General features: G+C 62.1%; 13 protein-coding genes. 9 read left to right on the top strand and 4 right to left on the bottom strand.

What is annotated here, in order from left to right; all coding sequences use genetic code 11:
• Positions 1-130: 130 nt before the first annotated feature.
• From topA to ABD919_RS03795, 5 genes are all read left to right on the top strand, one after another.
• Positions 131-2,578: a type I DNA topoisomerase gene (topA, locus tag ABD919_RS03815; protein WP_345233944.1), complete on the top strand. Its 2,448-nt coding sequence runs from the start codon at positions 131-133 to the stop codon at positions 2,576-2,578.
• A 155-nt stretch (positions 2,579-2,733) separates the two neighbouring features.
• Positions 2,734-3,309, top strand: a complete 576-nt coding sequence (locus ABD919_RS03810; RefSeq protein ID WP_345233942.1) for a magnetosome magnetite crystal formation protein family — start codon at positions 2,734-2,736, stop codon at positions 3,307-3,309.
• A gap of 117 nt (positions 3,310-3,426) precedes the next feature.
• Positions 3,427-4,590, top strand: coding sequence for a serine hydrolase domain-containing protein (locus tag ABD919_RS03805; RefSeq protein ID WP_345233940.1), 1,164 nt, complete (start codon positions 3,427-3,429; stop codon positions 4,588-4,590).
• Positions 4,591-4,712: 122 nt separating this feature from the next.
• Positions 4,713-5,627, top strand: coding sequence for a DUF4846 domain-containing protein (locus ABD919_RS03800; protein WP_345233938.1), 915 nt, complete (start codon positions 4,713-4,715; stop codon positions 5,625-5,627).
• Between the two features lie 128 nt (positions 5,628-5,755).
• Positions 5,756-6,013 carry a hypothetical protein gene (locus ABD919_RS03795; RefSeq protein WP_345233936.1) on the top strand — a complete coding sequence of 86 codons (258 nt, stop codon included), beginning with the start codon at positions 5,756-5,758 and terminating at the stop codon, positions 6,011-6,013.
• A gap of 40 nt (positions 6,014-6,053) precedes the next feature.
• On the opposite strand, the gene ABD919_RS03790 is transcribed toward ABD919_RS03795, so the two are convergent.
• The 3 genes from ABD919_RS03790 to ABD919_RS03780 are packed head-to-tail and all read right to left on the bottom strand — an operon-like array spanning position 6,054 to position 10,132.
• Positions 6,054-6,941: an MORN repeat-containing protein gene (locus ABD919_RS03790; RefSeq protein ID WP_345233934.1), complete on the bottom strand. Its 888-nt coding sequence runs from the start codon at positions 6,939-6,941 to the stop codon at positions 6,054-6,056.
• Between the two features lie 18 nt (positions 6,942-6,959).
• Positions 6,960-8,945 (bottom strand): hypothetical protein, encoded by a 1,986-nt coding sequence (locus ABD919_RS03785; protein ID WP_345233933.1) that lies wholly within the window; start codon positions 8,943-8,945, stop codon positions 6,960-6,962.
• Between the two features lie 56 nt (positions 8,946-9,001).
• The gene (locus ABD919_RS03780; RefSeq protein ID WP_345233931.1) at positions 9,002-10,132 is read right to left on the bottom strand and encodes a tetratricopeptide repeat protein; all 1,131 of its coding nucleotides are present in this window, start codon (positions 10,130-10,132) and stop codon (positions 9,002-9,004) included.
• Positions 10,133-10,507: 375 nt separating this feature from the next.
• On the opposite strand from ABD919_RS03780, the gene ABD919_RS03775 reads away from it, so the two are divergent.
• The 4 genes from ABD919_RS03775 to ABD919_RS03760 all read left to right on the top strand — a co-directional run bounded on the left by ABD919_RS03775 (position 10,508) and on the right by ABD919_RS03760 (position 16,772).
• A complete protein-coding gene (locus ABD919_RS03775) occupies positions 10,508-11,203 on the top strand; it encodes an SIR2 family NAD-dependent protein deacylase (RefSeq protein ID WP_345233929.1) in 696 nt (231 codons plus the stop codon).
• Between the two features lie 70 nt (positions 11,204-11,273).
• Positions 11,274-11,828 (top strand): metal-dependent hydrolase, encoded by a 555-nt coding sequence (locus tag ABD919_RS03770; protein WP_345233928.1) that lies wholly within the window; start codon positions 11,274-11,276, stop codon positions 11,826-11,828.
• A 66-nt stretch (positions 11,829-11,894) separates the two neighbouring features.
• The gene (locus tag ABD919_RS03765) at positions 11,895-15,623 is read left to right on the top strand and encodes a bifunctional metallophosphoesterase/BamA family protein (RefSeq protein WP_345233926.1); all 3,729 of its coding nucleotides are present in this window, start codon (positions 11,895-11,897) and stop codon (positions 15,621-15,623) included.
• A gap of 159 nt (positions 15,624-15,782) precedes the next feature.
• Complete coding sequence (locus tag ABD919_RS03760; protein WP_345233924.1) at positions 15,783-16,772, top strand: Ppx/GppA phosphatase family protein; 990 nt, start codon at positions 15,783-15,785, stop codon at positions 16,770-16,772.
• 216 nt (positions 16,773-16,988) lie between these two features.
• Here ABD919_RS03760 and ABD919_RS03755 read toward each other — a convergent pair whose 3' ends face one another.
• A complete protein-coding gene (locus ABD919_RS03755; protein WP_345233922.1) occupies positions 16,989-17,906 on the bottom strand; it encodes a hypothetical protein in 918 nt (305 codons plus the stop codon).
• Positions 17,907-18,016 lie beyond the last annotated feature (110 nt).

The raw sequence follows: 18,016 nt of genomic DNA, 5'->3' as shown, positions 1-18,016 counted from the left end.
AGATTCTTGCTCGGGGCGGCGCTCCGCTGGGATTATTCCGGCATCTTTGCGGCCAATTTCAACTTTTAGCAAAGGGCATTCGTTGTTTGTTTAGTTCCCTTTCCTTTCTGCCCAACTCTTACCCGCCCACATGGTCAAGAATTTAGTAATCGTCGAGTCGCCGGCCAAGGCCAAAACCATTGAAGGCTACCTCGGCCAGGACTTCGTGGTGAAGTCCAGCTACGGCCACGTGCGGGACCTGCCCAAGGACAACAACGCCGTTGATATTGCCAACGGCTTTAAGCCGACGTATGTCGTTTCGTCCGACAAGAAAGAATTAATTGCCCAGCTGAAAAAACTAGCCAAGGAAGCCGAAATGGTGTGGTTGGCAAGTGACGACGACCGCGAAGGCGAAGCCATCAGCTGGCACCTGGCCGAGACTCTGAACCTGAGCCAGGCCAAGACCAAGCGCATCGTATTCCGCGAAATCACGAAAAGCGCCATTCTCAACGCCATTGCCACGCCCCGGGAAATCGACCTGAACCTGGTGAATGCCCAGCAGGCCCGCCGGGTGCTCGACCGCCTCGTGGGCTTTGAGCTGAGCCCGGTGCTGTGGAAGAAAGTAAAGGCGGGCCTTTCGGCCGGCCGCGTGCAGTCGGTAGCCGTGCGCCTGGTAGTGGAGCGGGAGCGCGAAATCAGCCAGCACAAAAGCAGCAGCGCCTACCGCGTGGTGGCCCGCTTCGATGCCGGCCGCGGGGCCGTGCTGGAAGCCGAGCTGCCCACCCGGTTCAAGACCCGGGAGGAAGCCGAGGGCTTTCTGGCCCGCTGCGCCGGTGCCAGCTATAGCATCGAAAGCCTTGATAAGAAGCCGGGCAAGCGCAGCCCTGCGCCGCCCTTCACCACCTCTACCCTGCAGCAGGAAGCCTCCCGTAAGCTGGGCTTCTCGGTAGCTCAAACTATGAGCGTGGCCCAGAAGCTGTACGAGGCCGGCAAAATCAGCTACATGCGTACCGACTCGGTCAACCTGTCGGAAGAAGCACTGGCGGGCGCCCGGGCGTCCATCACGGCGGCGTATGGCGCTGAGTATGCGCATACCCGCACGTTCAAAACCAAGTCGTCGTCGGCCCAGGAAGCGCACGAAGCCATTCGCCCCACCGACTTCTCGCTGGTGAAGGCGGGGGCCGACAGCCAGGAGCAGCGCCTGTACGACCTGATTCGCAAGCGCGCCATGGCCTCGCAGATGGCGGAAGCCACGGTGGAGCGCACCACGGCTACGATTGGCATCAGCACCCAGCCGGGTGTGGTGCTATCGGCCACTGGGGAGGTTATTACCTTCGAGGGCTTCCTGAAAGTGTACTCCGAAAGCAAGGACGACGAGGACGAGCAGCAGGACGGTGAATCCAGCTTCTCGCGCGGGCTGCCCCCGCTGACGGTGGGCCAGGGCCTGCCGCTGCAGCGCCTGAGCGCCACCGAGCGGTTTACCTCGCCCCCGGCCCGCTACACCGAAGCCTCGTTGGTAAAGAAGCTGGAGGAAATGGGCATCGGCCGACCATCTACCTACGCCCCCACCATCAGCACCATTCAGAAGCGCGGCTACGTGGAGAAAGACACCCGCGAGGGCAAGGAGCGCAAGTTTCACGTGCTAACGCTGGAAGGCAGCGAGGTGCAAACCGAAGTAAAAACCGAGAACTACGGCGCCGAGAAAGCCAAGATGTTTCCGACCGATACGGCCATGGTGGTCAACGACTTCCTGGTGGAGCACTTCCCCGTGATTGTGGACTACCAGTTCACGGCTAAGGTAGAAGACGAATTCGACCAGATTGCCAATGGCCACGAAGACTGGGGGCAGATGCTGGCCGGCTTCTACGGCACCTTCCACGAAACCATCGAGCGCGGGCAGGACATTGAGCGCAGCACCCTGGGCAGCACCCGCGAGATTGGCGTGCACCCCGAAACCGGCGAGAAAATCATTGCCCGCCTGGGCCGCTTCGGGCCTTATGTGCAGCTCGGCGAGGCCGAGGGCGAAACCAAGCCGGCGTATGCCAACCTGCGCAAAGGGCAGTTTATCGAAAGCATTACGCTGGAGGAAGCCCTGGACTTGTTTAAGCTGCCGCGGGTGGTGGGCGAGTTCGAAGGCAAGGACATGACGGCCGCCCTGGGCCGCTTTGGCCCCTACATCCGCCACGACAGCAAGTTTTACTCCCTGACCAAGGAGCAGGACCCGCACACCATCACGGCCGAGGAAGGCGTGGCCCTGATTGAAGCCAAGCGCAAGGCCGAAGCCGAGCGCCTCATCAAGGCCTTCCCGGAAAACCCCGACGTGCAGGTGCTGAACGGGCGCTTCGGCCCCTACATCGTGTGTGGCAAGAAGAACGTAAAGATTCCCAAGGGCGAAGAGCCGGCCGGGCTGACGCTGGAACGCTGCTTGGAGCTGGCCGCCGCTACGCCCGACAAGCCCGCCAAAGGAGGCCGCTTCGCGAAAAAGGCCGAGCCGGCCAAGGCCGAGAAAGACTCGGACACGCCGGCGAAGAAAAAGCCCACGGCCAAGAAGGCAACCGCCAAGAAGCCGGCTGCTAAAAAAGCACCAGCCAAGAAATAGGCACTGGCCCGACATAAAAAAGTCCCGCTTTTCGGCGGGACTTTTTTATGTGCTTATGTTCCGGGGATGCCTTCGGCAGGCTTGTATTACGCATTGCTGCACGATTGTCGCTCTGGGACGCGAACTTCAGGGTTTGCGCTACTTCCTTTGCAGCCATGGATAAGGAAGCCGTTGCCCGAAATCTACTCTTACAGCGCCAGCAGCGGGGCTTAACCCAGGAGCAGCTGGCCGAGCGCGCGGGCGTTACCACCCGCACCATTCAACGAATAGAAGCGGGGAGCGGGGCCCCGCACCTGAGCACCTTAAGCTTGCTGGCGGGAGCGTTGGAGCTACCGGTGCAGGACCTGATGAAGAATCCTGAGCTGCTTGCTGACGGGCCGAAGGCGACGGTTGCCGGGTCAAACCTGATGCTGCTCCACCTGCTGCCTTTGCTGGGCTTGCTGCTTCCTTTTGCCAACGTGCTGGCCCCACTCTTCTACTGGCTGTATAAGCGCACGGACAACCGGTGCTACGACGCGCACGCCCCGGCAGTAGTGAATTTTCAGGCTACGATGACCTTCGGAATTGGGGTGGCCGTGGTGCTGCTCGTGCTGTATTTCCCGGTGGGCCTGCTGCTGCTCGGCTTATGCTACGGACTTATTGTGGGGTTTAGCATCCGGAATGCCCGGCGGGCCTGGCGGGGGCAGCCGGCCTGCTACCCCCTATCGCTGCCGTTGCTGAAAGGCAGGTAGAAGTATTGCTGGCGGGCAGATTTCGGGGAAATGTCGGCCGGGCGTCGGCACCATCTGCAGCTGATTGTCTGACTTTTGCACTTGCTGGCCGGTTAGCATCCCGGCCGGCCTGCGCTCATGAAAACCTACTTCGCCACCCTTATATTCTGGCTTATTTCGCTTACTTCCCCGGCCCAGGGAAGCCTGGTGGTCCGGCATCTGCGCGGGGCCGGCATCCCGGCCGACCAGCTCACTAACCAACTGACGCGGGTGGTGGACTCGGCCGGGGTGGCGGGCCTGTCGGTGCTGGTGCTGGACCATGGGCGGGTAGTATACGAGCAGTACTTCGGCACCAAAGACCGAAGCACCGGGCAGCCGCTCGACCGGGAAACGGTTTCCTATGCGGCCTCGCTGACCAAGCCCCTGGCCGCCTACTTGTTTTTGCGCCTCGTCGACCAGGGAGTTCTGGCGCTCGACACCCCCGTTTGCCGCTACCTTAAGCAGCCGATCGGGGCTTACGAGAAGTGGCAGGACCTGGCCCAGGACCCCGCATTTGCGCGCATCACCGCCCGCATGCTGCTGAGCCATAGCAGCGGCCTGCCCATACTGAGGGGCTTTTATGGGGAGAAGCTGGCCACCATTGCCCCACCCGGCAGCCGCTTCTTCTACTCCAACGAGGGCTACAACCTGCTGGGCGTAGTGATGGCCGAAAAAACCGGGCTCGATTTGCAGACCCTGGCGCAGCGGGAAGTGTTTGGGCCCTTGGCTATGGCCCGCACCAGCCTGGTGTGGCAGCCGCAGTTTGCCGCCAACCGGGCAGTGGGGCACGACTTTGCCGGCAAGGGGCTGGGGGCCCAGCAGCGCAGCAGCCCCCGGGCCGCCGGCTCGATGGTGACAACCCCGACCGACTACGCCGCCTTCCTGCGGCAGGTACTGGCCGGGAAAGGGCTTTCGCGGAAAGCCTACCGGGAATACCTGAGGCCGCAGGTGGCCGTGACAAGCCAGCGGGGCTGGGGGCCGCGGCGCGACAGCCTGGCCCGGCAGCCCCATCCGCAGGCTCTGGCCTGGGCGCTGGGCTGGAGCGTATTTACGTCTAAGTACGGCCCGGCCTTTTCGCACGGCGGGCACGCCGATGGCTGGCAGAACCTCGCCCTCAGCTACCCCCGCAAAAAGCTGGCGCTGCTGCTGCTCAGCAACAGCGACAACTTCGAGGGGGTAGCCGCCCAGGTGCTGCGCCGGTGCCTGGGCGACGCCGACGCTCCGCTGGAATGGGCGGGCTACTTCGATAATAGGCCCCGCTGAGGTTTAGCCTTTTTCGGGCTGCGCAAGGATGAAAGACCCGGATGCGAAATAAAGCCCGGTTGGCGGCGTTCAAGCCCGGTCAGTACCCGTGCGCCTTGCCGGCACATTGCTACCTTGCTTTCATGAGAACCCGACTGCTATTACCCATCCTGCCCCTGTTGCTGGCCTGTGGTGCGCTCGAGCCCGCCACCACGAAAGCCGCGGTGGCAGATGTGGCCCTCCCGGAGGCCCCACCCCTGCGCCCCGCGGCGCTGGCCTACCCCTGGCTTCCCGGGCCCGGCCCCATGGGGCTGAGCGTGGCGACCCGGTTTCCTGCCCCGGCCGGCACCCAGCGGGTGCCCGTGCCAGCCGGCTCCTGGGGCGAGTGGCTGCGCTGGCTGCCCCTGCTGCCAGCCGGCACCCCGGCCCGCCACTACGATGGCTCTGCAAAAAACCGGCAGGATGTGGTGGCCGCCGTGGTCAACATCGATATTGGCAAACTCGACCTGCAGCAGTGCGCCGATGCCGTTATCCGGCTGCGGGCCGAGTACCTGTTTGCCCAGGACCCCAACAAAATTCACTTTCACCTGACCACCGGCTACGACTTCTGGTTTTCGGACTATGTGGGCGGCAAGACGTTTAAGGTGCGGGGCGAGGAAGTAACCCCCGCCCCCAAAGCGGTTGAGAAGCCAACGCACGAGGCCCTGGGCCGCTACCTCATCCCCACCTTTGGCTACGCCGGCACGCTGTCGCTAAGCCGGGAGCTGCGGCCGGTGCCACTGGCCGGCATCCAGCCCGGCGACGTGCTGATTCACGGCGGAGCGCCGGGCCACGCCGTGCTGGTAGTAGACGTGGCCGAAAATCCCAAAACGAAGCAGAAGTACATGCTGCTGGCGCAGAGCTACATGCCGGCGCAAAACATTCACGTGCTGAAAAACCTGTATGCTGAAGAGCCGGCGCTGCGCAACGGAGCCTGGTTTGCCGTACCCGACGTGACCGACGGCCAGGTAGGCACCCCCGAGTGGACCTTCGGCACCAACGAGCTGGCGCGGTTTTGAGAATGGCGCATCCCGCAAGCAGCTGGCAGCCATTATAGTGCTAGGCACCACAGCAGGGCTGGCCCGGCAGCCTGAAAACCCTGGCAGGAAATGCGGCCGTAGAAGCGCCGAACATTTTTCCCGCAGCCATGCCCCTCCACCCCGAACTAGACAAAAAACTGAGCAAGTCGTTTGAGCCCTCTACCCGCATCGATGATGTCTTCAAAGGCTATGACATCACCTTCGTTACCAACGAAAACGGCGAGCCGGTACGGCTGTACTTTGGCAAGCGCCGCCCCGATGGGCTGATTGCCGGCGAGTACTACACCCGCACCATCAAGCGGGAACCTGATGGGGTAGCGGTGAAGTCCAGCCACTGGGACTTACGCGGTAAAATCATGCGCTGAGTACTGCTGGCGCTGCTTGTGTTCGAAGAGAAGGCCGGCTCTACTTTAGCTCCTGCAGCTTCTGCCCGGCCACGCTGCCCTTGCCGCCGCACTTGCTGCAGGGCCAATAGGTGGTCAGGCCTTTGCTGGTATAAGTCTGCGGCTCTTGAATCCAGCGGCGGTTGTTGTAGCCATCAGTGGTGTAGGTACCGCCAATGGTGTAGCTGTGGGGCTTACCAACCTGGGCCACGCTGCCTTTGCCTTCACAGGCGCTGCACTTCTCCTGGGTCTGCACCCAAACTTTGGGCGCCGGAGGCATCACAACCCGGCCACTCCTGGTTTCTACCCGCGTGCCGTTGTGGTTGACGTAGTAGCCGTTCAGCTCACGGCCGGCATCGTCGTAGGTGCCTACGTACTTTATTCCGTCGGCATACGTGAAAGTACCTTCGTGGGGGTGTCCGTAGGCAAAGGTGCCGCTGAAATGCTGGCCGCTGGGAAAGGTGACGGTGCCCTGTCCTTCTGCCTGCCCGTTGCGGAACTGGCCTTCGTAGCGGGCCCCACTGGCTTGCAGCTGCACCCCGCGCCCGTTGTAGCAGTCGCCGCTCTGGCAGCCCTCCACCCGAATGTTGCCCCCCACGGCCACCGGGGGGGCGGTGCTCTGGCGCTGGCCGGACTTGTAATACACGGCCGTTTGCTGGCCGTTTTTGGTGAAGGTACCAGCCCCGTGCTCCTGCCCGTTCACGAAGGCACCCCGGAAGCTTTCCCCGCCCCCGTAATCCATGGTCCCCTGCCCTTCCGGCTTGCCGTTTTTAAACTGGCCGGTGTAGGTGGCGTAGCCAAAGTCGAACGTGCCCTGCCCGTTCTGGCAGTCCCCTTTCAGGCACTGGGCCTGGGCGCCCAGGCCCAAAGCCGTCAGGCTGCAGGCCAACAATAAACCGAGGTGCTTCATGGCAATGCAGACGTAGAGCTAGTGGCAGGTTACATTGGTACGGTAGCCGCCGGCATTGCGGAAGTAGCTTTTGGCGCTTTCGCTGGCTATGTCACAGGTGCTGGTGGAAAAGTACACGCCGGTTTCTTCGCTCAGCTGCAATGCATTGCGGGCCCGCTGCAAGGCTTCGGCTTTACTGGTGCCGCTGGGATATTCAAAACATTCGATGCTGCGGATGGTGTTGTCGGAGCGCAGCAGGGCCAGGCATACAGTGGTTTTTCTGAAAGCACTCATATCGGCCGTAGAGAAGCTAAAGCGGCCGGAGGAGGAGCTGCCCGAACTGCCGGAAGAAGAGCTGCCGGAGCTTGAATAAGTGGACGTGCTGCGGCTGGCTGCCGCAGCCCGCTCTTCGGCAGCCAGCTTTTCGGCATGCTGGCGGTTCACCACATCCAGAGCCGCCTGGCGCGCCTGGGCTTCGGCCAGCAGGCGGGCCTTCGTTTCGGCTTCCTGCTTGGCAGCCAGGGCCTCAGCAGCTGCCTTGCGCTGCGCGGCGAAGCGGGCTTCCTCCTGGCCGTACACACGCACCGAGTAGATGGCAATGGCGCCCGGCTGCTGCCCACGCAGCTCCAGAACATTGCTGGCAAACTGATTACGTTTCCATGTATCAAGCAGGGCCTTTATGGCAAACGGCCCGCCCAGCGGCCGGTCGTCGACGTACACGCGGGCACTGTCGCGGTGCATAAACAAGCCCCAGGTGTGCATGTCGCCGGCGGCGCCCAGTACCGGGCCCGACTGGTTTACGCCCGCGCCGCTCTGGCGCAGCTGCCAGCCCGGCTGCTCGCCGCTGTAAAACAGGCCTAGAAGTCCATTGCCCAAACTCAGCTGAATGCTGCTGCGATTTTTGAGGCCAGCGCCCACCAACTGCGACTTCACTTCCAGCAGTACGGGCTGTTCGGCCACTCGTGCCATAATGGCCTCGGCGATGGTGCGGGATAGGCGCAGTCGGGTCAACCAGGTATCGGAGTAGCTGTCCTTCGCAGTTGAGCTTACTTCCAGGCGTCCGTCCTTCACTACATAGCTAAATGTGCCCGGAGCTTCCTGCTCCTGGCGAATGTTTTCCGCGGTGCGCTCGGCTACCAGCTCCAGACCAGGGGGCCGGGCGGCGGGCTTTTGCGCATCGCGCAGGGCCAGTAAGGGGGCCGAAAGGGCCTCGGCTCCTTCCGACAAGCGCACCTGAGTGATTTCGAGTGCCTGCCCGGGCCCGCCGGTGTAGGTTAGCAGCAGCTGCCGGGCATCGCGGCCACCCAGGCCGTTGGGGGTGCCGTTGGCGCCGTACACGCCCGCAATGGCGCCATCAACTACGGCAAACAAGGTGTCGCGGCGCAGCAGCCAGCCCACCGAGTGCGACGCCGGCTCGGCAGACTTCTCCGGGGCGAGCTGCCCATAGGGCCCGCCCCGGTGGGGGTGGTAAGCAGAAAAGCTAGAGGGGCAGTTGCCTTCTGCCGACCAGCCTATTTCAATGCCGCGCTCTTCCTTTGTAGAGTCGCGCCAGGACAGGCTGCCGCTGGCATCGGGGTTGAAGCGGGTGCGGCGCATTTCTACTTCCAGCAACAGTTCCTTGTGGTCGGCTGCCTGGCGCCAGGGCCCTTTCAGCAGGGGCGTCAGGTTGAGGGCACCGTAGTACACGGCTTTGCTGAAGGTCACGCGCAGGCGTCCCTCCTGCACACTTACCCCCGACGCCTGGGGGTACTCCCCTCCCACCATGGCCAGGCGGCTCAGCTCGCTGGGCTGCAAGCTAAGCACAGGCGAAAACCTTTCCCGGTTGAGTGGTTTAAATACGACCGGGGTGTAATGCGAGCAGGGCTCGGAGTCCCCTACGCTGGCCACGGGCCGGGCCTTTTTAGCGGGCGGGCGGGCGGCTGCTTTGGGAGCCGGGCCAACCGCTGCTTTGGGGGCCGCAGGGGCTGGCTTGCGGGACTGGCCCACCCCGGGCTGGGCCAGCAGCAGCGCGGCTGCGAGGGGCATCAGGTAACGTAAGTAACTTATCATCTTTAAATTACTAGCTGAGTAAGGTCTGGACATTACTTGCCAGGCTCGCTGCCTCTGCCCTGGGCAGTAGCCAGCTCGCGGGCTTTGGCGCGGGCCTGCTCTGCTTCCTGGGGGCGGTTCAGCATATCCAGGGCCCGGGCCCGGTAGAAATACAGGGCCGGGTCGTCTGGGTGCTTGGTCAGGCCTTGCTCGGTGGCCTGCAGCTGCTCGGAAAAGCGCTTCTGGTCTTCCAGCACGCCGCACAGATTGGCGCAGTAGGAGGCGTTATAGGCATTCAGCTGCCAGGCCTGGCGGAAGCCGGCTTCGGCTGTGCTGTAATCCTTGAGCTTGTAGGCAGCAAGCCCGAGAAAGTTGTGCGCCTCGGCATTGCGCGGGGCCATCGCCGTGGCTTTCCGGGCGGCGGCCTGGGCCTGGCTCCAGTCCTGACGGCTTAACCAGTACCCCGCTTCCTGCGTGAAGGGCCGCACCAGGCCCGAAAACTCTTTCTGGGCCTGCCGGTAGATGGCCAGGGCTTTTTCCGGCTGGCCCAGGTGTCGCTCCAGCACCACGCCCTGGCTGATAAGGGCATCGTCGAGGGCGGGGCGCAGCTGGTAGGCTTTTTCGTAGGCGGTCAGGGCCTCGGCGTAGCGCTGCAGGGTAAACAGGGCGTGGCCTTTGTGCAGGTAGGCTTCGTCGTAGTCTTTGCGCAGCTCAATGGCTTTTTCCTCATCGGCCAAGGCCCGGTCGGCCAGTCCTTTTTCCAGGAAGTACTGGCCCCGGAAGCAGTAGTACGTGCCAATAGGCTTGAGCCGGATGGCCTGGCTGATGGCCTGCAGGGCGCCCGTGTAGTCGCCCTGCAGCTGGCTCAGCACCAGGCTGCGCTTAAAGGGAAGGTCGTCGCGGGTGGGCAGGGCCTTCTCGGCTGCGGCCAGGTCGGCCAGGGCCGGCTCGGCGTGGTTGAGCTGGTAATGGTACCAGCCCCGGTCGGCCAGGGCTTCGCCAAAGCCGGGGTGGGCCTTGAGCAGCACATTGAGGCGGGCCATACCTTCCTCAACCTTGTCTTGCTCAATAAGCTTATTGGCCGCCTGACGCTGCTGCTCCGGCGTTTGAGCGGCGAGGGTAGCGGGAAGCAGCAAGGCCAGCAGCAGGCCGGCAAAGGAAGTGGGTATGTAAAGCTGACGCATCTCTGTGGCTGGTTATGGCTAGCAAAATTGCTGGCGCACAACGGAGCAGACAATCCGCGGCAGCCCCTATTTATTCCCGTCTACCTCCTCCGTACCAGCACGGACGCGGGTCTCTCTTCCCCGTGCTGAGGCAGGGCGCTCAGTGGGCGCCGCAAGAGCAGCAGCCGGCTCTGGTTCCATATAAAAAACGGGTATGCCACCCGCCGGAGGCTAAACCCTGCCCGCTCCTTCTCAGGATGCTTTTGCGCGGACAGCCCCAGCTTATCCTGCTGGTGCTGCTAAAGCGTAAAGCCAATGGCGCGGCCACAGAAAGCAGCACGTCCAGCTGGTTTACCCTTCTGAAAGGCTACTTTTGCCTTATCCTTTCCTTTGCACATGCCCACCCCCAAGCACCTCGTAGTTCTCACCGGCGCCGGCGTTTCGGCCGAGTCTGGCATCCGCACCTTCCGCGACTCCAACGGCCTCTGGGAAAACCACCGCGTGGAGGACGTGGCCTCGCCCGAAGGCTTCCGGCGCGACCCGGCGCTGGTGCTGGAGTTCTATAACCAGCGCCGCCGCCAGGCCCGCGAGGTAGCCCCCAATGCCGCCCACCTGGCCCTGGCCGGCTTTGAGGAAGCGCCCGGCTGGCGCGTGAGCATCATCACCCAAAACGTGGACGACCTGCATGAGCGGGCCGGCTCCAGCCAGGTGCTGCACCTGCATGGCATGCTCAACCAGATGAGCTCCACTCGCACCCAGGAAGTGTACGACTGCCCCGGCGACATCCACGTGGGCGACCTGGCGCCGGATGGTTCCCAGCTGCGCCCCCACATTGTGTGGTTTGGCGAGCTGGTGCCCCTGATTGAAGATGCAGCAGAGATTACCGCCACTGCTGATGTCCTGCTGGTGGTGGGCACTTCCCTGCAGGTGTATCCGGCGGCAGGCCTGCTGCACTACGCCCCCGCCGGCAGTCCCATCTACGTCATCGACCCCAGCCAGCCGCCCGCGGGCCGACCCGGCGTACGCTACATACCCGAAGCCGCCAGCACCGGCGTCCCCAGAGTGCTGCGCGAGTTGACAGATGGTTTTTAGTTGTTAGTTGTTAGTTGTTAGTTGTTAGTAAAAGATAAGGCACGTTCATAACTCATAACTCATAACTCCCTTGGCCTCCATCTTCGGGCATACCATACTCGGCGGTACCATTGCGGCCCTGCTGCTGCCGGAGCGGCGACACGCCCGCTGGTGGGCGGTGGCTGCCGCCTGCGCTTTTCTGCCCGACGCCGACGCCATCGGCTATAAGCTGGGGGTGGCCTACGAAAGCCTGTGGGGCCACCGCGGCCTAACGCATTCTCTGCTGGCTGCCGTAGCGGTTGCCTCCCTGCTGGCCTTGCTCAGCCGAATGCTGCCCTCCCGCAGCGCCCCTCCCTCGGGGCGGCTGTGGCTGCTGCTGTTTCTGGCCACCGCCTCGCATGGGGTGCTGGATGCCGCAACCACCGGCGGCCTGGGGGTGGCATTTTTCAGTCCTTTCGACCTGGAGCGCTACTTTTTCCCGCTCCGGCCCATTAAGGTGTCGCCCATCGGCATTCGGGCTTTCTTTAGCTCCTGGGGGCTGCGGGTGCTGGCCAGTGAAGCGCTCTGGGTGGCCCTGCCCTGTATGCTGTTGCTGGTCCTTCGCGCCGGGCTAGTGAAACGAGCTAGTGAAGCGCGTAAAGCGTGAGGGTGCGGCCCAAAGTCAACCGTAAGGTCGTTTTATGACGTAGAAGAAAGCTTACCGCTTTTTTCTATGTCGCTTCGCTACCTGCGCTGCCTGCTCACTGCCTTTGCCCTCCTCAGTACTGCGTATTCATTTGCCCAGGCACCGGCTCATACCGTCTTTCTAATTGGCAACACGGCCCAGGCTGAGCTGCCGGCAGCCCGCCTGCAGCAGCTTCGGCGGGTGCTGGAGCAGCACAGCGGCCTGTTTACGGTGGTACACCTGGGCGACCTGGTGAGCAACAGCGGCTTGGCAAAAAAGAGCGACACCACCCTGGCCCAGGCGGGCAGAGAGCGGGCCGATGCCCTGATTGCCCTGGTGAAGGGCCTGCCCCAGGGCCGTATCTATTTCCTGCCCGGCGACAAGGACTGGGCCAACTCCGGCCGGCCGGGGCTGAAAGCGGTGCGCCGCCTCGAGAAGTACATCGAAGAGCAGCTGCCGGGGCAGAACGCCTTTCTGCCCAGCAATGGCTGCCCGGGGCCCGAGGTGGTTGACCTGGCGCCGCAGCTGCGCCTGGTGGCCATCAACTCCCCCTGGTTTACCCATCCTTTCGACCGGCCCGAGGCGCCGGACACCGACTGTAAAACATTAACCAAGCAGGAGTTTCGCGAACAGCTTCAGGACGTTATCGACGACACCAAGGACAAGAACGTGCTGGTAGTGGGCCACCACCCGGTTATCAGCAACGGCGTATATGGCGGGCACCAGCCCTTGTCGCGCCACTTGCTGCCGCCGGTACTCGGCACGGTGTATGCCGCCTACCGCCAGAACGTGGGCACGCCCCGCGACCTGGCCAACCCGCGCTACCAGGAGCTGCGCCGGGAGCTGCTCAACACCCTGCAAAGCAACCCCGGCGTGGTATATGCCGCGGCCCACGACTTTAGCCTGCAGCTTACCCCTTTTCAGGGCAACTACCATTTGGTAGCTGGCAGCCTGGTAGAAAGCCAGCACGTAGGAGCCCGGGGTGATGCGTTGTTTAGCGAGAGCGCCGAAGGCTTTGCCCAGCTGGAATACGCCACCGATGGCACGGTGAAAGCCACCTTCTACACGTTTGCGGGCCAGGAGGCGGCCAAGCCGGTATTCACCAGCACCTTGTTTCGCTCGGCCTGCAGCCCCGGCGGCGACCCCAAAATTCCGGTTAACGCGTTTGTCAGCAGCTGCCCGCTGGCGGCGACAGCCCCACCTACCGTCAAACCCGATGCTCCGTTCCAAAGCGTAACCACCCTCGCTCCCGGGCCGCAGTACAAGGGCAGCTTCACCAAGCGCCTGTTTATTGGCCCCATCTACCGCTCTTCCTGGACTCAGCCAGTGGCCGTGCCCACCCTCGACCTAAGCACCGAGCTGGGTGGCCTGCGGCCTTATGGCAAAGGTGGCGGCCGGCAAACAACTGCGCTCAAGCTCATTGCCGCCGACAGCTCGGAGTACGTGTTCCGCTCGGTAGATAAAGACGTAACCAAAATCCTGCCGCCCGAGCTGCGCCAATCCATCGCGGCCGACATTCTGCGCGACGTCACGGCCACGGCCCACCCGTACTCGGCCGTGGTAGCTGGCTCCCTGCTCGACAAGACCGACATCCTGCACGCCCGCCCCCGCCTGTTCCGCCTGCCCGACAACCAGCAGCTGGGCCCGTACCGGGAGCAGTACGCCGGCCTGCTGGGCACGCTCGAAGACCGGCCCACCGACCCCAAGCCCAACCTGCCCGGCTTCGGCAACAGCAAGGACGTAACCCGCAGCTTTGGCCTGTTCCGTAAGCTCTACAAAGACCATGACAACCGGGTAGATGCCCAGGCTCTGGCCAAAGCCCGCGTCTTCGACATGCTCATTGCCGACTTCGGCAAGCACGAAGACAACTGGAAATGGGCCGGCTACAAGCAGGAAGGCGGGGGCACCCTTTACCGGCCCATTCCGCGCGACCGCGACCAAAGCTTTACCCAATGGAACGGCCTGCTTACTTACCTGGCAAACCGCGAGTGGGCCGTGCGCAGCATCGAGGGCTTTGAGGAGAAATTCGGCGACATGAAAAGCCTGAACTGGCCTGCCAAGGACCTGGACCGCTTCCTGCTGCAGGGACTCAGCCGCGAGCAGTGGCAGGAAGCCGCCCGCTACATCCAAACCCAGATTACGCCGGCCGCCATCGACGAGGCTACCGGCAAGCTACCTACTGAGATTCAAAGCTTATCAGGCCAGGACTTAAACCGCAAGCTGAAGTCCCGGGTACAGCAGCTGCCTTCGGCTATCGATAATTATTACCTGCTGCTGGCCCGCCGCGTAGACGTGCTGGGCAGCAACAAGGGTGAAGTATTTGTAGTGAACCGCCTGGCCGATGGACAGGTACACGTGCAGATGTTCGACCGGGCGCATGATGGCGACAGCCCCGTGGGCCCGGCCCTGTTCGACCGTACGTTCAAGCCCCGCGAAACGGAGGAAATATGCCTGTATGGCTTCGACGGACGCGACATATTCCAGGTAACTGGCCAGGCCCGCAGCAGCATTCTGGTGCGCATTATTGGCGGCAGCGGCAAAGACCAGGTAGTGGATGAGTCCCGGGTGAGCGGCCTGCGCACCCTGACCAAAGTGTACGACGTGCCCGACACCAGCCTGCAGCTAGGACCAGAGGCCGACAACCGTACCTCCACCCGCCCCGACGTGAACGCTTACAACCGGGAGCACTTCGACTACAACACTTACCTGCCCCGCCTCACGCTGTTCTACAACCGCAACGACGGCTTTGGCGCCGGTGCGGGGGTCAGCTTCACCCGGCGAGGCTTCCGCAAGCCCGACTATAAAAACCTCTACTCCTTCGACGTGCAGGCTAGCAGCAATGGCATGCGCCTGCTCACGGCCAGCACCCGCCACCGCCACGCCATCGGCCGGGTCGACGCCGGTGCCGAGGTCAGCTACGGCAGCTACTTCCCTTTCTATAACTTCTTCGGCATTGGCAACAACAGCGAAATAAGCCAGGAGCGGTACGACAATGGCTTTTACACGGCCCGCTACCGGGGCTACACCTTCAACGCTTTTCTGGAGCGCAGCTTCCGGCAGCGCAGCACCCTGCGCCTGGGCCCGGCCTATGAAGACTACACCTCCAGCTTCCCCGAAAACAGCCTGCTCGATGTAATTGAGCGCACCCCCACCGAGCCCGGCAGCACCTTGATACGCCCCAACACCAGGCCCCAGCGCCTGCTGGGTCTCAAGGCCTTGCTCGACCTGGACTTCCGCGACCGCCAAAGCTTTGCTCGCCGCGGGGTGCGCCTGCAGGCCCGGCACGAAAGCTACCGCGAGCTGCAAGGGCCGCGAAGCATTTTCGGCCTCACGCAAGGCTTTGCTGAGTACTACGGCACAACCCGGCTGGGCATTCCCGTTACGCTGGTGCTGAAAGGTGGCGGCGCGGCCAACCACGGCCCCACGGCCGACATCCCTTTCTACAAGCTGACCTCGCTGGGCCTGCGCGAAAACCTGCGCGGCTACTACCGCAACCGCTTCACCGGCGATGCGAGCCTGTACGTAAACACGGAGCTTCGCCTGGCGCTGGGGCAGGTTCGCAACGGCTTTCTGCCGTTTTATTACGGCGTGTTTGGCTTCTACGACCGGGGCCGGGTGTACTACCAGGGCAGCTCGCCGGGCGGCTGGCACGACGGCTACGGCGGCGGCTTTTACATTGCGCCGGTAGTCGAAACCCTGGCCTTTTCCATCTCCTACCAGGTGTCGCCCGAAAACCCGCTTATTCAGTTTGGGGTGGGCTTCAACATCGACAAGTAACAGCCAGCATCATGGGTACCGGGCCTAAGCAGCGCTGTATTCCGCGCCCGGTGCCTTCTGCGAATACTTCTGCGCCTTCCGCGGGCCATCCCACCCGCACAAGTACTGCCCTTCCGCTCCCCGCGTATCTTTGGGCTTTGATACAACTTTACTTCCTGCATGAACTTCCCCCTTCGAAAACTTGCTGCCATTGATATTGGGTCGAATGCGGTGCGTTGTCAGATATCGGCAGTGTTGCTTTACGAAGGCCGCTACCGCCTGAAGCGCGTAGAATACGTGCGTTTTCCGATGCGCCTGGGCGAAGATGTATTTGCCACGGGCGAGATTTCCCCCGCCAAGCAGGACAAGTTTGTTAAGTTCCTGCACTCCCTTAAGCTCCTGATGGAGGTGCACGAGGTAGCCCACTACCTTATTTGCGCCACGTCGGCCATGCGCTCGGCCGCCAATGGCGGCGAGCTGGCCGAGCGGGTACGCCAGGAGCTGGGGATGGACATCAAGATAATTCACGGCCAGGACGAAGCCTTCTACATCAACCGCGTGATTGAGCACGTGCTGGAAGACAACAAGCACTACCTGCACATCGACGTGGGCGGCGGCAGCACGGAGTTCAACATCTACCACAACCGCCACAAGGTAGCGGCCCAGTCGTTTGAGATTGGCTCCATTCGCCGCATGCAGGAGGAAGAAGGGGGCAGCAAGGACACCGAGGCGCAGGCCGAGCTCTGGGCCCGCATGGAAGCCTGGGTGCGCGAATACGCCCGCAAGTACCACGTCACCCGCGCCATTGGCACGGGCGGCAACATCAACAAGATTTACAGCCTTACCCCTGCTGCGCCCGGCAAACACGTAACCCGCCGCGGCATTGAGCTGGTTATCAACCGCCTCGCTGGCTTAAGCATGAGTGAGCGGGTAAACGTGGCCATGCTCAACCCCGACCGGGCCGACGTAATCGTGCCGGCCGGCCACATCTACCTATCCGCCATGGAATGGGCCAACGTCAACCACATGGTAGTGCCCGACATCGGCCTCAAGGATGGCATGCTGCAAGCCTTATTCGAAGAGCATTTTGATGACCTGGCCCCCGAAGCCGGCCACCCCAAGAAGCTACCCGTACCCGACGTGCAGAATAGCCCGGCCGGGATTGAGTGAGCGGTTGGCTGCTGGTCAATGGCCCTTTGCGCTGCATAAAAACCTGTGATTGCCAGGGCGCAGCCCCTGACGATACGCTATTTTAAAAAGCCCCCTTCCAAAGCTGGTAGCGGGGCTTTTTAGTGAGATTTGGCAGGCATCAGAATGCCCCTTCCTCGTCGGTAGCCGCACAAACAGCTGGCTGCATATGAGTTGTAAAATCGCAGGGTTGCTTACTTAAGCAGCCAGTCCTTTAATAAAGCGTCTGATACCACTTCCCTTCATCCCGGTCAAGGTGTAAGTAAGGAAGGCCGCGCCAGAGAGCACTCCCACATTGATAAGAAATGACACCAGGTGCTCAACAATCTTGTGTGAATCTGCTTCCCCATATACAAGCTGCAACCCAATCCAGGCAGGATAAATGGAGATGTGCGCAGTTGCCGCAAGGCCAATGAGCTCTCTTCGGCCGGCATCGTCGATGGAAGCCAGCGCTGCTGCCACCCCAATAACAGCCGCCAATACGATACCGGCAAGCATTGAGCCCTTCAGCTCAAAAAGCATGGGCGGCTCGCATACCAGCGCTACGCAAATGCCCGCCAGAAATATAAGCAGCGTACTTACCACAAGTGCCAGCGCGGCTTGCCCCAGAAAGCGCCATTCTTTGGTGACGCCCCCCAATGCAATGCCCAGCAAATGGTGATGGAAAGGCAAAAACAAAAGTCCTGCAATGATGATAGGCAGGAAATTCTCCACCATACCATAAGCTAAGAGCACGGCGGATATAAATACTCTTCCCGCAAGACTGTAGGTGACTTTGATAAACTGATAAAGCTCCTGATAAACGTCGGTAGTGGGCCGGGCAATGGGATGGGCCTCGTCCTTGGGGGGCTTACTCCCAAAGAGCGACTCCGGGTGCCGGATGGTAAATGAAAAAGTAGTGGGATTATAAAAAGGGGCCTCCAACAAGGCTTCAATAAATTGCTTTGCCAGCGGGGTAGCCGTAGCAAGGTCCACCACGTCTTGGCTTACCTCCCCTTCACCGGCACGATGCAGAGTTGCCATGCTAACGACTGCTTCGCCAATTCCCTGGGCAAGAGCGATTTTAACAACCTCCTTACCTTCTCCTGCCGGGGTACGTACCGTGATTAAACGCATATCTTTTTTAGCTTTATTCTACATCTGATTTAGCCAAAAAGCCCAGGACAAGCTCAGGCTCAAAGGCTGCTAAGCTGGCTTAGCCAGGCAGATGGAATACGCTTAATTAC

Origin of the sequence: Hymenobacter saemangeumensis, assembly GCF_039541835.1 — a bacterium.
Lineage (GTDB): Bacteria > Bacteroidota > Bacteroidia > Cytophagales > Hymenobacteraceae > Hymenobacter > Hymenobacter saemangeumensis.
Note: the sequence above shows the minus strand (reverse complement) of the source record. Positions and strands in the feature narration are given on the sequence as shown.

Bases quoted from the DNA above. Each gene is read 5' to 3' on its own strand.
- topA (WP_345233944.1), top strand. From the start codon at position 131: ATGGTCAAGAATTTAGTAATCGTCGAGTCGCCGGCCAAGGCCAAAACC.
- ABD919_RS03810 (WP_345233942.1), top strand. From the start codon at position 2,734: ATGGATAAGGAAGCCGTTGCCCGAAATCTACTCTTACAGCGCCAGCAG.
- ABD919_RS03805 (WP_345233940.1), top strand. From the start codon at position 3,427: ATGAAAACCTACTTCGCCACCCTTATATTCTGGCTTATTTCGCTTACT.
- ABD919_RS03800 (WP_345233938.1), top strand. From the start codon at position 4,713: ATGAGAACCCGACTGCTATTACCCATCCTGCCCCTGTTGCTGGCCTGT.
- ABD919_RS03795 (WP_345233936.1), top strand. From the start codon at position 5,756: ATGCCCCTCCACCCCGAACTAGACAAAAAACTGAGCAAGTCGTTTGAG.
- ABD919_RS03790 (WP_345233934.1), bottom strand. From the start codon at position 6,941: ATGAAGCACCTCGGTTTATTGTTGGCCTGCAGCCTGACGGCTTTGGGC.
- ABD919_RS03785 (WP_345233933.1), bottom strand. From the start codon at position 8,945: ATGCCCCTCGCAGCCGCGCTGCTGCTGGCCCAGCCCGGGGTGGGCCAG.
- ABD919_RS03780 (WP_345233931.1), bottom strand. From the start codon at position 10,132: ATGCGTCAGCTTTACATACCCACTTCCTTTGCCGGCCTGCTGCTGGCC.
- ABD919_RS03775 (WP_345233929.1), top strand. From the start codon at position 10,508: ATGCCCACCCCCAAGCACCTCGTAGTTCTCACCGGCGCCGGCGTTTCG.
- ABD919_RS03765 (WP_345233926.1), top strand. From the start codon at position 11,895: ATGTCGCTTCGCTACCTGCGCTGCCTGCTCACTGCCTTTGCCCTCCTC.
- ABD919_RS03760 (WP_345233924.1), top strand. From the start codon at position 15,783: ATGAACTTCCCCCTTCGAAAACTTGCTGCCATTGATATTGGGTCGAAT.
- ABD919_RS03755 (WP_345233922.1), bottom strand. From the start codon at position 17,906: ATGCGTTTAATCACGGTACGTACCCCGGCAGGAGAAGGTAAGGAGGTT.